General features: G+C 70.9%; 13 protein-coding genes. 8 read left to right on the forward strand and 5 right to left on the reverse strand.

Annotated features, from left to right (window positions below):
- From ACWIF2_RS22775 to ACWIF2_RS22795, 5 genes are all read left to right on the forward strand, one after another.
- On the forward strand, positions 1-1,623 hold a 1,623-nt coding region (locus ACWIF2_RS22775), incomplete at its 5' end, for an ATP-binding protein (protein ID WP_454362464.1).
- Between the two features lie 43 nt (positions 1,624-1,666).
- Positions 1,667-2,578, forward strand: a complete 912-nt coding sequence (locus ACWIF2_RS22780; protein WP_454362465.1) for an anti-sigma factor RsbA family regulatory protein — start codon at positions 1,667-1,669, stop codon at positions 2,576-2,578.
- 73 nt (positions 2,579-2,651) lie between these two features.
- Entirely contained in the window at positions 2,652-3,134 is a 483-nt protein-coding gene (locus tag ACWIF2_RS22785; RefSeq protein WP_454362466.1) for an ATP-binding protein, read from the forward strand.
- Between the two features lie 157 nt (positions 3,135-3,291).
- Positions 3,292-4,608, forward strand: a complete 1,317-nt coding sequence (locus ACWIF2_RS22790) for an Nramp family divalent metal transporter (RefSeq protein WP_454362467.1) — start codon at positions 3,292-3,294, stop codon at positions 4,606-4,608.
- Between the two features lie 17 nt (positions 4,609-4,625).
- A complete protein-coding gene (locus ACWIF2_RS22795; protein ID WP_454362468.1) occupies positions 4,626-5,081 on the forward strand; it encodes a hypothetical protein in 456 nt (151 codons plus the stop codon).
- Positions 5,082-5,096: 15 nt separating this feature from the next.
- On the opposite strand, the gene ACWIF2_RS22800 is transcribed toward ACWIF2_RS22795, so the two are convergent.
- From ACWIF2_RS22800 to ACWIF2_RS22820, 5 genes are read right to left on the reverse strand one after another with little or no spacing between them, the layout of a single operon-like run.
- A complete protein-coding gene (locus tag ACWIF2_RS22800; protein ID WP_454362469.1) occupies positions 5,097-6,785 on the reverse strand; it encodes a chitinase in 1,689 nt (562 codons plus the stop codon).
- 31 nt (positions 6,786-6,816) lie between these two features.
- Positions 6,817-7,206: a hypothetical protein gene (locus tag ACWIF2_RS22805; protein ID WP_454362470.1), complete on the reverse strand. Its 390-nt coding sequence runs from the start codon at positions 7,204-7,206 to the stop codon at positions 6,817-6,819.
- Positions 7,206-7,637, reverse strand: coding sequence for a DUF3592 domain-containing protein (locus ACWIF2_RS22810; RefSeq protein ID WP_454362471.1), 432 nt, complete (start codon positions 7,635-7,637; stop codon positions 7,206-7,208). Before ACWIF2_RS22810 ends, ACWIF2_RS22805 begins: the two co-directional genes overlap by 1 nt.
- Before the next feature lie 2 nt (positions 7,638-7,639).
- Positions 7,640-8,197: a hypothetical protein gene (locus ACWIF2_RS22815; protein ID WP_454362472.1), complete on the reverse strand. Its 558-nt coding sequence runs from the start codon at positions 8,195-8,197 to the stop codon at positions 7,640-7,642.
- 20 nt (positions 8,198-8,217) lie between these two features.
- Complete coding sequence (locus ACWIF2_RS22820; protein WP_454362473.1) at positions 8,218-9,777, reverse strand: Flp family type IVb pilin; 1,560 nt, start codon at positions 9,775-9,777, stop codon at positions 8,218-8,220.
- A 382-nt stretch (positions 9,778-10,159) separates the two neighbouring features.
- Here ACWIF2_RS22820 and ACWIF2_RS22825 point away from each other — a divergent pair, with 382 nt between their 5' ends.
- The 3 genes from ACWIF2_RS22825 to ACWIF2_RS22835 all read left to right on the forward strand — a co-directional run bounded on the left by ACWIF2_RS22825 (position 10,160) and on the right by ACWIF2_RS22835 (position 13,034).
- Entirely contained in the window at positions 10,160-10,993 is an 834-nt protein-coding gene (locus tag ACWIF2_RS22825) for a hypothetical protein (protein WP_454362500.1), read from the forward strand.
- A 70-nt stretch (positions 10,994-11,063) separates the two neighbouring features.
- Positions 11,064-11,771 (forward strand): Flp pilus assembly protein CpaB, encoded by a 708-nt coding sequence (gene cpaB / locus ACWIF2_RS22830; protein ID WP_454362474.1) that lies wholly within the window; start codon positions 11,064-11,066, stop codon positions 11,769-11,771.
- A 9-nt stretch (positions 11,772-11,780) separates the two neighbouring features.
- Positions 11,781-13,034: an AAA family ATPase gene (locus tag ACWIF2_RS22835; RefSeq protein WP_454362475.1), complete on the forward strand. Its 1,254-nt coding sequence runs from the start codon at positions 11,781-11,783 to the stop codon at positions 13,032-13,034.
- The last annotated feature ends 1 nt before the right edge of the window (position 13,035 follow it).

Below are 13,035 nucleotides of genomic sequence, written 5' to 3' on the forward strand. Positions count from 1 at the left end.
CCGTCTCTGGCCGTGCCTGGCCTCGACGGTGTGCCGCTGCCCCCGGTCGCGGTCGGGTTGTGTCCGGGCGATGTGATGCCGTCCCCGGGCGTGCCCGTCCCCGGCGGCGCGCCACTGCCCCCGGGGATGCCCGGCCTCGTGCCTCTGGCCGGAGAGGCCGTGCAGGCCGTAGGCGACTGGCATCCAGGGTCCGCGCCGGTCGGGCTCCGTGCCGAGGACGTTCTCGATGCCGTCGCCGGGCTCGTGGACAAGTCCGTGCTGTGCCGGGAGCCGGGGCCCGGCGGGGTGCGGTACCGGATGCTCGACACACTGCGGCAGTACGGCCTCGAGCGGCTGCGGCGGACGGCGGGGGAGGAGGGGGCCGCGCGCAGGCGCCAGCGGGACCGGATGCTGCGGCTGGTCGAGGACTGCGAGCGCGGCTGGTTCGGGCCGGGGCAGCCGGAGACCGTCGCCCGGCTGCGCGCCGACCGGGACAATCTGCGCGCCGCCCTCGACTTCAGCCTGTCCACCCCGGGCGAGGAACGCGCCGGACTCAGGCTCGCCGGCACCCTCTGGTTCTACTGGCACGCCTGCGGCGCCCCCCGCGAGGGCCTGTACTGGCTCGACCGGGCCCTGGCCGCAAGCCCCGAACCCACCCGGGAACGGGCCCGCGGCCTCTGGGTCGCCGGGCTGCTGGCCGCCGCCAACCAGGACTTCCCCCGGGGCCGCCGCCAGGCCACCGACGCCCTCGCCCTCGCCCGCGCCCTGGGCGACACCGCCGAGGCCGCCCACGCCGAGTACGTCATCGGCGTCATCCGGCTGTTCGGCGACGACCTGCCCGGCGCGCTCCGGCACTTCGAGACCACCGTCACCCGCGGCCCCGTCCCCGGCCAGCACCTGAGCCTCGTAGGCCTCGACCAGGTCGAACTCGCCTGCGCGCTGGGCTTCCTGGGCGAGGCCGACCGGGCCGTCGAGGTCTGCGAGCAGGCCCTGCGGCTGTGCGAGCGGCACGGCGAGCAGTGGGTACGGTCGTACGTGCTGCGCATCCTCGCCCTCGCGCACACCGTGCGCCGCGACTGGCCCCGGGCCGAGCGGCACGCCCGGGAGGCACTGCGGCTCAAACACGCCGTCCACGACATCATCGGCATCGCCCTGACCCTCGACCTGCTCGCGTCGATCGCCGCCGAGCGCGGCGCCCACCGGCACGCGGCTCTGCTGATGGGCGGCGCCGACCGCGTCTGGGCCGACATCGACACCGGCCGCTGGGGCGCGCACACCCTCAACTCCGTACGCCGGGACAGCGAGGAGCAGGCCTGCCGGGCCCTCGGCCGGGACGCCTTCGAGCGGGCCCACCGGCGCGGCGGCGGCCTCGGCCTCGCGGAACTCGTCGGCCAGGCGCTCCAGGAGCCGGCCCGCCCGCGCCCCGGAGACTCCCCGGCCCCGCACGACGACACCGCGGTCCGCCTCACCCGCCGCGAGACCGAGGTCGCCCGGCTCGTCGCCGAGGGGCTCGCCAACCAGCAGATCGCCGACCGCCTGGTGATTGCCCGCCGCACCGCCGAAGGCCATGTGGAACGCATCCTCAGCAAGCTCGGCTTCAGCAACCGCAGCCAGATCGCCGCCTGGGTGACGGCGCGGCGCTGACCCTCCCGTACCGGACAACCCACCCATCTCCCGAGGGGAACACATGACCGTCCGACAGCCCTCCGCACCCGCCCCGTTCGACCACCGCATGGCCGTCTTCGACTCCGACGAGGACTTCCTGGCCGCCGCCCTGCCCTTCCTCGGCGAGGGCCTCGCCGCCCCCGGCGAACCACCGCCCGTGGCCATCGCCGACCCCCGCAACCTGGACCTGCTCCGGGACGCCCTCGGCGGAGACGCGAAGGACATCACCTGCATCCCGCACACCGACTGGTACACCGGCTCGGCCGCCAACGCCGTCGCCCGGGCCGCCTCCTACCTCGCCGCCCACGCCGGTCCGGGCGGCCGGATCCACCTCCTCATGGAACCCGTGTGGAGCGGCCGCGCCGGCCGTTCGGCCCGCGAGACCACCGAGTGGATCCGCTACGAGGCCCTCGCCAACCCCCTGTTCGGCCCCATGGCCACCACCGCCCTGTGCGCCTACGACACCCGTACCGCCGGGCCCGCCGTCGTCGCCGCGGCCCGCCGCACCCACCCCGACACCGAGGTGTACCAGGACCCGGTACGGCTCGCGGCCGAACTCGACGCCGTACCACTGCCGCTGCCCCCGATCGGCGCCGAGCGCCTCCCACAGCCGCACGCCGCGGCTGTGCAGTCCTGGGCGGAGAACCGCGGACTGCCCGCCGCGGACGCCGAGCTGTTCGCCACGGCCGTCGCGGAGACGGCGGCGGCCCTGGCCCCTCTCGACGGCACCGCCCTGCTGTGGGGCGATGCACCCGCCTGCGTCTGCGAACTGCGCTCGGCCCGCCGGATCGACGACCCGCTCGCCGGTTTCGTCCCGCCCCCGGCCACGGGCCAGGACCCCGGACCGGGCCTGTGGTACGCCCGCCAGGTGTGCGCGTACGTCGACATCCGAGACGACTCCGAGGGCGCCACCGTGCGGCTCCAGTACGCGTGACCTGCACAAGCAGGTAGGGGATCGGGTAGTCCTCCCCCTGCGCAGGACCGCCCCCGGGGATCACCCTGGACCCATGCTGCAACTCTCCGGGCGCCACCTCCCGGACCCCGACGCACGGTACGGTCCGTTCCCCCAGCCACCCCTGGGAGCGGGCCACCTGAGCGTCGAGTACGCGCCCAGGCTCTCCGCCGTCCGCGAGGTACGCGCCGAGGTCCGCAGGCAGTTGGAAGGCTGGGGGCTCGCGGAGCACGGTGAGGTGGCGGACGTGGCCGAACTGCTCGTCGGCGAACTGGCCACCAACGCCCTGGTGCACGCCGAGAGCGGCTTCCGGCTGACCCTCTTCGCCGCGCACGGCGTACTGCGCTGCGAGGTCGCCGACGCCGAGCGCCGGGTGCCGCGGGTGCTGGACGCGGGCGACGGGGAGAACGGCCGTGGGATGTTCCTGCTGGACGCGCTCGCCCAGCGCTGGGGCTGCCACCGGGACGGGCCGGGCAAGACCGTGTGGTTCGAGCTCGGCACGTGTGGGGCGGACGGCTGTGGTCGGCGACAGCCGTAGCGCTCCGCTGGGTGGGCCATGGCGGTTTGTCATTGCCGCCTTGGCCTGTTCCCGGGCTGCGGGTCTGTGGGGGCTGGGCGCGCAGTTCCCCGCGCCCCTGAGGCGATCCCCTCACGCCCTCTTGTCGGTCCGGGCTCTTTGATGTTTCTTGACCTGCATGGCGGATACCACGGGAAACACCACGGAGAACGAAGCCCAGCAGTCCCCTCAGCCCCGTAAGGCCAGTTGGAGGCACATCGGGCCGGGGATCGTCGTCGCGGCGACCGGGGTCGGTGCCGGTGATCTGGTCGCGACGCTCATCGCGGGCAGCAACTTCGGCTACACCCTCCTGTGGGCCGCGATCATCGGCTGTCTGGTGAAGATCTCACTCGCCGAGGCGGCGGGCCGTTTCCATCTGGCCACGGGGCGCACCCTGTTCGACGGCTGGGCGAGCCTGGGTCGGTGGACCACCTGGTTCTTCGCCGTGTACGTCGTGGTCTGGGGCTTCGTCTACGGCGCGGCGGCGATGTCGTCGAGCGCGCTGCCGCTGCAGGCGCTGTTCCCGGACGTGATGGACCTGAAGTGGTGGGGCATCGTCTGCGGTCTGGTCGGTCTGGTCTTCGTCTGGTTCAACAAGTACGCGGTGTTCGAGAAGGTCATGACGGTCCTGGTGGGCGTCATGTTCGTGGTGACGGTGTATCTGGCGATCCGGGTCACCCCGAACCTCCTCGACGCGTTCGCGGGTCTCCTCCCGGTGCTGCCCGACGAGAAGGACTCGATCCTCAACACCCTGGGCCTGATCGGCGGCGTCGGCGGCACGATCACGCTCGCGGCGTACGGCTACTGGGTCAACGCCAAGGGCTGGACCGACACCGGCTGGATGAAGGTCATGCGCCTGGACAACCGCGTCGCCTACGCCACGACGGGCATCTTCGTGATCGCCATGCTCTTCGTCGGCGCGGAGCTCCTCCACTCGGCGAACGTCGCCATCGCCAGCGGCGACAAGGGCCTGATCCAGCTGACCGACATCCTGGAGGAGGAGTACGGCGGTGCCACGGCCAAGTTCTTCCTGATCGGCTTCTTCGCCACGTCGTTCACCTCGCTGATCGGCGTCTGGCACGGCGTCAGCCTGATGTTCGCCGACTTCGTGGCACGACTGTCGGGCAAGGAGGCCGCCAAGGGCGACGAGGTCGCCTCCGGCAAGCGCGAGCGCTCCTGGCCCTTCCGCGCCTACCTGCTCTGGCTCACCTTCCCGCCCATGGTCCTGCTCTTCCAGGGCCAGCCCTTCCGTCTGATCATCATCTACGGCGTGCTGGGCGCGGCCTTCCTGCCCTTCCTGGCCCTGACCCTGATCTGGCTCCTCAACTCGGCCCGCACTCCGCGCGAATGGCGCAACGGCCATCTGAGCAACGCCATGCTCGCCATCGCGGGCCTGCTGTTCCTTGTCCTGTGCGTGAAGCAGATCTGGGACCAGCCGTGGGGGGAGTTCTTCTAGGCAGGGAGAATCGACGGATGACCGAGCAGCCACCTCCGCCCCCCGGCCCCGGCTTCGGCCCGCCCCCGCCGCAGTACGCACCGGGGCCACCCCCGTACGCGCCCGCGCAGCCCTCCTACGCGCCCCCGCCCGCCCCGTACCCGCCCGCACCACCCCCGTACACCCAGACCCCGCCCCAGCAACCGGCACCGGCCGGCCCGGACTTCCTCGCCGTCGACAAACGCAACGCGGTCGTCGTCGACGCGTCGGGAGTCGCCTTCGAGTCGTCCGGCCAGACGATCGAGTTCCGCTGGCCCGAGATCCGAAGCGTCCACTACCGGGCGAGTCCCGACGGCAAGGCCCTGATGGTCTCGGTGGTCCACATGGACGGCAGGTTCTACGAGTGCGTGGTGGAGGCCAAGCCCAGGACGCGGCTCCAGGAGTGGTTCCCGCAGCTGGCCTGGGTGCTTGGCCATTACCGACCGATGGGGTGACGGCGTCCGGTGCTGTTAGGGCAGCCCGTGGACGTGCGGCCCGACCGCGTTCGACCAGGCGTTGCCCGCCGTCGCGTCCCAGTTGGTCGACCAGGTCATCGCGCCGCGCAGGTCGGGATAGGTCCTGGACGGCTTGAAGGACCCGCACCCCGTGCCCTTGGTCAGGCAGTCCAGGGCGTTGTTCACGACGGACGGCGACACATAGCCGCTCCCCGCGCCCCGGGTCGAGGCGGGCAGGCCCAGCCCGACCTGGGACGGGGCGAGGCCGCCCTCCAGCTGGATGCAGGCCAGAGCGGTCAGGAAGTCCACCGAGCCCTGGCTGTACACCTTGCCGTCGCAGCCCAGCATGGAACCGCTGTTGTAGTACTGCATGTTGACGACCGTGAGGATGTCCTTGATGTTCAGCGCGGTCTGGAAGTAGGAGTTCGAGGTCGACTGCATGTCGATGGTCTGCGGCGCCATCGTGATGATCAGCGAGCTGCCCGCCTTCGCCGACAGCGACCGCAACGCCTGCGTCATATAGGTCGCGTTGAGGCCGTTCTCCAGGTCGATGTCGACGCCGTCGAAGCCGTACGTCTGCATCAGGGAGTGCACCGAGTTCGCGAAGTTCGCCGCCGAGGCCGCGTCGTTCACCGCCACCGTGCCGCGCTCACCGCCGACCGAGATGATGACCTTCTTGCCGGCGGCCTGCTTGGCCCTGATGTCGGCCTTGAACTGGTCGACGGTGTAGCCGCCGAGCCCGGCCGAGTCCAGGTTGAAGGTCACCGCGCCCGGCGTCGAGGTGGCGTCCGCGAAGGCGACGGCGATGATGTCGTACTGCGACTGGACGTCGGCGAGCTTCTGGACCGTGGCGCCGTTGTCGAAGTTCTGCCAGTAGCCGGTCACCGCGTGCTTGGGCAGGGCGGGACCGGGCCCGGTCGGCGCGTTCGTCCGGCCCGTCACCGCCGCCGACTTCGGCGATTCGCCCGCCGCGTTGGTCGCCGCGACCTGGAAGGAGTACGACGTGGAGGCCGCGAGGCCGGTCACCGTCGCCGAGGTGCCGGAGACGGCCGTCACCTTCGTGCCGTCGCGGTAGACGGTGTAACCCGTCGCCCCGGAGACCGCGTTCCACGCCAGGGACACCGACGAGGACGTCGTTCCGGAGACGTTCAGACCGCCCGGCGTGGCCGGGACCGTCGGGCCGGGGTCGGTGCCGCCGCCCCCGTCGGGCCCGAACACCGACACGTCGTCCGCGTAGTACGCGGCCTGCCCGTACCAGCCGTGCGTGTACACCGTCACCGAGGTCGTCGACGAGCCCGTCCGGAAGGTCGTCGAGAGCTGCTTCCAGGAGGACGAGTCCGGGGTCCACGTGGACACGTCCGTCGTGCCCGTGCCCGAGACGCCGAGGTAGGCGTAGCCGCCCCGGACCCAGGCGCCCAGGGTGTACGTCGAGCCGGGCTTCACCCGCACCGTCTGGGCGCACCGGGCGTTGTCCTGCCCCGCCGGGGTCCCCTTCAGCGCGGCCGTGCCGGCGTGCACCGGTGAGGAGACGGCCGTGCCGCTGCCCGCGGAACAGGTCCAGTCGCTCAGGCCCGACTCGAAGCCGGCGTTCCTGGCGTTGTTGACGTCGGCGGCGGAGGCCTGGCCGACGGTCGTGACAGTGAGGGCCAGGGCAGCCGTGACGGCACCCGACCACAGCCGCATGGATCGTCTGTGTCTGGACATGACAAAAAAATGGTCCAGACCAGAGGTACTGTCAAGAGGTCCAGACCAACCTGTCGAGCAGCAGTCCCACCGCACAACCCGCCAGCAGCACCGCGGTGGACATCCAGAACGCCAGGCCCGCCAGGTCCAGTACGCCCGGCCGCAGCGTCAGCAGCAGCACCTGCGCCGCCGCAGGAACCGCGCACGCCGCCACCAGATGCCGCGCCGGCATCTCACGCCACGGCTCCGGATGCACCCGCGCCGCCGCCCAGGTCGCGAGCACGACACACACCAGGTTCGGCAGATGCACCAGCCCCAGCGCGGCCCCGAACGAACCGACGCCCTCCGGACCGACCAAGGGGCCGTACACCAGCGTCATCTGGACGTACTCGCTGACGACCAGGACGACGATGCCGACGGCCCAGCAGCGGACGAGAGTCATCAACCACTCCCGAAGATCTCGAACCAGAGAAGAATCGCGAAGCCCAGTGCGGCCATACCGCAGCCCGCGACCAGGGCCAGTGACTGGAGTACGGGGGACCAGCTGCCCCGGCCCGCCACCGTCGCCGTGCCCCGCGGATCACGGGGGTCGTAGGTGACGGTGACCGGGGTGCCCTCCGTCGTCGACCAGCCCGCCAGGTCCTCGAACTCGACCCGTGTGCCGTCGGCCGTACGGAAGGCGAAGAAGTGCCGCCTGGCGTCGGAGCGGTTGTACGGCTCCGTCTCCACCCGGACGCACTCGCCCTCGGCCCGGACACCGGAGCGCAGCACCCGCGTCACCGTCACCAGCCGGCGCGCGTACTTCCACACCAGCGCGCCGAACAGCGCGACCAGCAGCGCGAGTACGACGTATCCGGCGCCCGGCACCTCCACGGTCAGTGCACCTCGACCGAGTCGATGATCCGCTCCAGGTCCCCGTCCGGCAGGGTGCCCTGCTGGGCGTCGATCCGGATCGCGAAGGTGGTGTCCTTCGAATCGAGCCCGGCGAGGATCACGCCCTCGACCGGGGTGCCCTTGGACGGGCCGCCGTCCTCGCCGGTCGCCTTGAAGGAGAAGTCGATCCGCCTGGCCTCGTCCGTGCCGGCCAGCTCCACGTCCTTCTGGCCCTTGACATCCGCGCCCAGCTGGATGCCCGCCTCGGCGGCGATCGCGGCCTGCTCCGCGGAGTTCGCCTCGGTGAAGCCGAGCTGCACGGTGACGACCGAGACCTTCTTCCCGCCTTCCGCGCGCACCGCGGCGGCCGCGTTGTGCTTGCCCCGCTCGGCGGCGCTCTGCTCCTCGTACCCCTTCGGATACGACACGTCGACGCCCTTCGTCTTCAGGGTCCCCCAGCCGTCGGGCACGGCGGCCCCGCCGGAACCGGAGCTCCCGCAGCCGGTGAGGGCCACGGCGGTCAGCAGGGCGGCGGCCAGGCAGGCACGGCGGGTCTTCATCGGATCGGGCTCCCGTCTCGTCAGTTCGCACAGTAGCTGTAGGGAAGGTAGGAGCGACCGTCCCCGCGGGGCGCCCCCAGGAACTGGGCATCGGTCAGGGTCTCCGACTTCTTCTCCGTGGTGATCGTCATGCCCAGACTGAGCCCCAGATTCAACTCGAAGCCGTACTCGGCCGCGTTCACCTCGCCCGTGTACGTCATCCGGCTCGACTTGCCCTGGTCGAACATCAGCTGCCCGAAGGGGTCGTCGGCGCCCGGCCGGGCCGTGGGCGCGTGGTCGTCGAACATGTACTTGAAAGGCGTGGCGACCTGCTCGTTGTTGCTGTCCAGCCAGCGCTCGCCGACCGCCCGGTCCTTGTCGCCGGCCGGGCCGGGGTCGAAGGTGACGGTGTTGGTGACGATCTCGATGCCGGTCCCGGAGTCGGTGCCCTTCACCCCGGCGTTCCCGCCCCGCTTGTCGCCGTCCTTCTTGCCGTTGTCGCCGCCGGCCTTGGCCCCGTCCTTCTGGCCGCCCTTCTCGACGGTCCGGGTCATGTCGATCCGCACCAGCTTGTTGGTCTTCTTGTCGTAGGTGACCGTGATGGTGCCGGTCTGCGTCGTGTTCGCCGCGTACTCGCCGCTGAGCGGACCCGCCTCGTAACCCACCTTGGAGCCGTACTCGATGGACGAGGAGTACGTGTACGACTTGGTGTTCTTGTAGGCGTTGTCGGTCCAGGTCACCTCGGGGGAGTACTTGAAGGTGCCGCCGAGCGCGGCGCTCAGCTTCTTCTCGTCGCCCGCCGAGATCTTCAGGCCGGCCGACGCCGAGGCCTCCAGGCCCACCTTGCCGTAGGTGATCTTCCGGTTGTCGCCGAGGTTGTCCTTGATGCGGTTCTGCGTGTCCTCCTCGTCCTTCAGCGGCCCCGTCCCGAAGAGGTAGGCGATGCTGTCGCCGAGGCTCGCCTCCGCGCCGCCGGGCATGGTGCGCCGCATCTCGTACATCTGGAGCTTCTCCACGTCGTCCCGGAACCGCTGGGCCTCCTCCGGGCTCTGGAAGACCCAGGTGTCGCCGTTGGTCACCTTGATGCCGAGCCCGAGTTCGACCTTGTCGGCGCCGAACCGGCCCACCTTCATGCCCGGCTTGAAGTCCTTCTTCGCGGCGACGGACGCGGCGTCGGTGAAGGTCAGATAGACCAGCGTGTCCTTGTCGTCGACCTTGCCGTCACCGTTGACGTCCGTCTTCGCCTTCAGATGCTGCTCCTGGAAGCCGTACTCCTTGCCGATCTCCCAGAAGAAGATCTTCGCCTTGGAGCCCGCCTTGTCGGTGACGGAGGAGACCTGGCACAGCGCCGGTTCGAAGTCGGCGTCGGTGAGCGGCTTGCCCGGCCCGGTCGGGCCCGCCGCGCAGTCGCCGCCGCCCGCGACCTTGCAGACCTGCGCGGCGATCTTGTCGTAGATCAGCTGCCCCACGCCGGTGGCCGAGACCGCGAGCACGATCGCGGCACTGACGACGACCATCCCGAGATACTCGGTGCCCGTCGCGCCGCGGTCGTCGAAGACCAGTCTGTCCCTGTACGTCCGTATGCCGCCCCCGCCAGCCATACGGCACCCCTCCTCACCCGAACCACGTATCCGTGGACGGCGAGCGTAGGGACGCGCCCCCGCACCGGGCGTGGGCCTCAGGGCCCAAACGGAGACCCACCGTCAACGCTGGGCCCTCTGGGCCCACCGCCCGGGACCTCCCGAGCCCGCGCCGGCGACCGGCGAGATGCTCAACCTGCCCCGTTTTGACGCCTCTTGTGCAACGACAGTTGCTCTCCAGCTACACAAACGCTGTTCTCCGGTCACAGAGCCGTGGATACAGTGCTGAGGTAGTCACGCAGTGAAGTCACCGAAGTGTGCCGGAGTCACACCGGCGCGCCGACGGGCATGGGGAAACGGGGAGCTGCGCGTGCCAACTGCCATTGCCGTGACGAGTGCCGACATGGCACTGCCGCCACAGGACGAACGCACCCTGCCCGCCGTCGTGCTGCGGGACATCGACCGGCGCCCCCTGGAACAGGCGCTCGCCGAGATGCAGACCCTGGTCGAGCAGCACGGACACGTGATCGTGGTGTGCTCCCAGGCCGCGCCCACCGCCGTACAGCGCCGGCTGCACACCCTGCGCTCCCTCATGGAGAGCGACCGCATCGCCCTCTTCCGCCCGGACCTGCCCCCGCTCGGACTGGCGGTCCTGGCCCGCCAGTTACGACAGCTGGCGTCCTGCGACATCAGCCCCGGCGTGCTCGCCTCGGCAGGCCGGCTGCTCGTCCACTACATCCACGCCGGGGCGCTGCTCAACTCCGTCACCCGGCTCGACCGCGTCCCCGTCGGTCTGAAATCGCACGCCAAGTCCTGGGTCCCGGGCAGCCAGTTCGGCGTCCTCGCCCACCCCGAGCCGCGGCTCGTCAGAATCACCCCCGAAGCCGCCCTCCCCGGCCCCGAGTTCGGCACCTGGATGCTGGTCGCCAAGGGACAGCTCCAGTCCGACTGGGTCACCGCCACCCTCGCCCCCTCCTGGAAGGTGCAGGGGCTGCGCGAGATCCCGCTCCCGGCCGAGTCGCCCGGCTGGTGGGGCACCGGCAAGCTCATCGAGTTCTGCAGCTATCTGCCCGACCTGTCGGTCCTCTACCAGCTGGTCACGTCCGTACGGCGCAGCCGCTGCCACTGGTGCGGCATCGACGTCATCGGCGACCGCTGCGTGTTCTGTTCGGCCACACCACCCGACTACGACAGCCCGCCCCTCAAACAGCTCGAGAACCGAACGGCCGTCGGGTGAGCCCTGACACCGCTCGCCGAAACCGCTCCGATCCCGATCGACCGCTATCCCCAACGAGGTTGTACGGTTCATGAATTCCCGTCAGCGCCGCGGCGTGATTCTCCTGCTCCTGTCGGTCGTCTGCGCCCTGGGCGCCTTCACCGGCGTGCTCTCCGTCATAGGTGACGTGAAGTCCAAGGTCGGCCCCGAGGTCACCGCCTACCGGCTGAAATCGGACGTGCCGCCCTACACCACGCTCACCACGGGCCAGTTCGAGAAGATCAAGATGCCCGAACGGTGGCTGTCCAATAACGCCGTCACCGATCTGCGGGAGATCCAGGGCAAGATCGCCGTCACGACACTGCGCTCGGGCTCCCTGCTCCAGTCCGACATGATCGTCCGCCAGCCCGCCCTCCAGCCGGGCCAGCAGGAGGTCGCCATCATGATCGACTCGGCGACCGGTGTGGCCGGCAAGATCACGCCCGGCTCCTCGGTCAACGTGTACGCCACGTTCGAGGGCAAGCGCGAGGGCGACCCCGACCAGTCGAAGATCATCGTGACGAACGCCAAGGTCATCGACGTGGGCGAGCTGACCGCGCTGAAGCCGGACGAGAACAACCGCACCCAGCAGCCCACCGACGCCGTCCCCATCACCTTCGCGCTGTCCGCCCTCGACGCCCAGCGCATCACCTACGCCGAGTCGTTCGCCCAGCGGGTCCGGCTCGCCCTCGTCGCGCCCGGCAGCGACACCACGGTCCCGGAGCAGGACCGGACGTACGAACTCGCGAAGGACAAGTGAGAGGCCCGCATGCCCACGAGGATCCTCCCGGCAGTCGGTGAAGTGGACGCCGTCCGGTCCATCACGACGCTGCTCAGCCAGCTCCCGGACGCCGAGCCGGTGGCCCCGGTGGCCGACTCCACCCAGCTCATCGACACCCTCGCGCGGCTCGCCGCCGAGTCCGTCGACGAACTGCCCGAGGTCGTGGTCGTGCACGAGCGGATCGGCCCGGTCCCCGCGCTGGAGCTGATCCGCGAAGTGGCCCTGCGCTTCCCGGCCGTCGGCGTCATCCTCGTCACCTCGGACGCGAGCCCCGGCCTCTTCCAGGCCGCCATGGACTACGGCGCCCGCGGCCTCGTCGCCCTGCCCCTGAGCTACGAGGAACTGGCCAGCCGCGTCCAGGCGGTCGCCCAGTGGTCCGTCGGCGTACGGCGGCACCTGGGCGCCGGCGGCGACGTCTTCACCGGCGTCGGAGGCACCGTCGTCACCGTCAGCGGCGCCAAGGGCGGTGCCGGGGCCACCCTGACCGCCATCCAGCTGGCCCTGGCCGCCCAGGCCTCCGGCCGCAGCACGGCCCTGGTCGACATGGACCTCCAGACCGGCGACATCGCCTCCTACCTGGACGTCCAGTTCCGCCGCTCCGTCGTCGACCTGGCCGCCATCACGGACATCTCCCCGCGCGTCCTGGCCGACGCGGTCTTCCGCCACGACACCGGCCTGGCCCTGCTGCTCGCCCCGGCCGAGGGCGAACGCGGCGAGGACGTCACCGACCGCGCCGCCCGCCAGATCGTCAGCGCGCTGCGCTCCCGCTACGAGATCGTCGTCATCGACTGCGGCGCCCAGCTGAACGGCGCGGGCGCGGCCGCCGTGGAGATGGCGGACCGGGCCCTGCTGATCACCACGCCGGACGTGGTCGCCGTACGGGGCGCCAAGCGGGCGGTACGGATGTGGGACCGGCTGCAGATCCGCAAGGCCGAGGAGACGACCGTCGTCGTCAACCGGCACAGCCGCGGTACGGAGATCCAGCCGCCCCTGATCCAGAAGATCACCGGCACGGCGGTCGCCGCGACCGTGGTCCCCGCCAACTTCAAGGAACTGCAGAGCGTCGTGGACGCGGGCCGCATCCACGAGCTGGAGAACAAGAGCGCGGTGAAGCAGGCCCTGTGGGGCCTCGCGGGAGAACTGGGCCTGGTCAAGGTCCCCGACGGCGCGCAGAAGGCGGGCCGGGGGTTCAAGGGCGGGGACCGGGGGTCGGTGAACTTTCGACGGCGGAGGGAGGGATGAA

Source organism: Streptomyces sp. NPDC055506, assembly GCF_053643595.1.

Coding starts and splice junctions, on each gene's coding strand:
- ACWIF2_RS22800 (WP_454362469.1), bottom strand. CDS start 6,785: ATGTCCAGACACAGACGATCCATGCGGCTGTGGTCGGGTGCCGTCACG.
- cpaB (WP_454362474.1), top strand. CDS start 11,064: ATGAATTCCCGTCAGCGCCGCGGCGTGATTCTCCTGCTCCTGTCGGTC.
- ACWIF2_RS22790 (WP_454362467.1), top strand. CDS start 3,292: ATGGCGGATACCACGGGAAACACCACGGAGAACGAAGCCCAGCAGTCC.
- ACWIF2_RS22815 (WP_454362472.1), bottom strand. CDS start 8,197: ATGAAGACCCGCCGTGCCTGCCTGGCCGCCGCCCTGCTGACCGCCGTG.
- ACWIF2_RS22825 (WP_454362500.1), top strand. CDS start 10,160: ATGGCACTGCCGCCACAGGACGAACGCACCCTGCCCGCCGTCGTGCTG.
- ACWIF2_RS22820 (WP_454362473.1), bottom strand. CDS start 9,777: ATGGCTGGCGGGGGCGGCATACGGACGTACAGGGACAGACTGGTCTTC.
- ACWIF2_RS22795 (WP_454362468.1), top strand. CDS start 4,626: ATGACCGAGCAGCCACCTCCGCCCCCCGGCCCCGGCTTCGGCCCGCCC.
- ACWIF2_RS22805 (WP_454362470.1), bottom strand. CDS start 7,206: ATGACTCTCGTCCGCTGCTGGGCCGTCGGCATCGTCGTCCTGGTCGTC.
- ACWIF2_RS22780 (WP_454362465.1), top strand. CDS start 1,667: ATGACCGTCCGACAGCCCTCCGCACCCGCCCCGTTCGACCACCGCATG.
- ACWIF2_RS22785 (WP_454362466.1), top strand. CDS start 2,652: ATGCTGCAACTCTCCGGGCGCCACCTCCCGGACCCCGACGCACGGTAC.
- ACWIF2_RS22835 (WP_454362475.1), top strand. CDS start 11,781: ATGCCCACGAGGATCCTCCCGGCAGTCGGTGAAGTGGACGCCGTCCGG.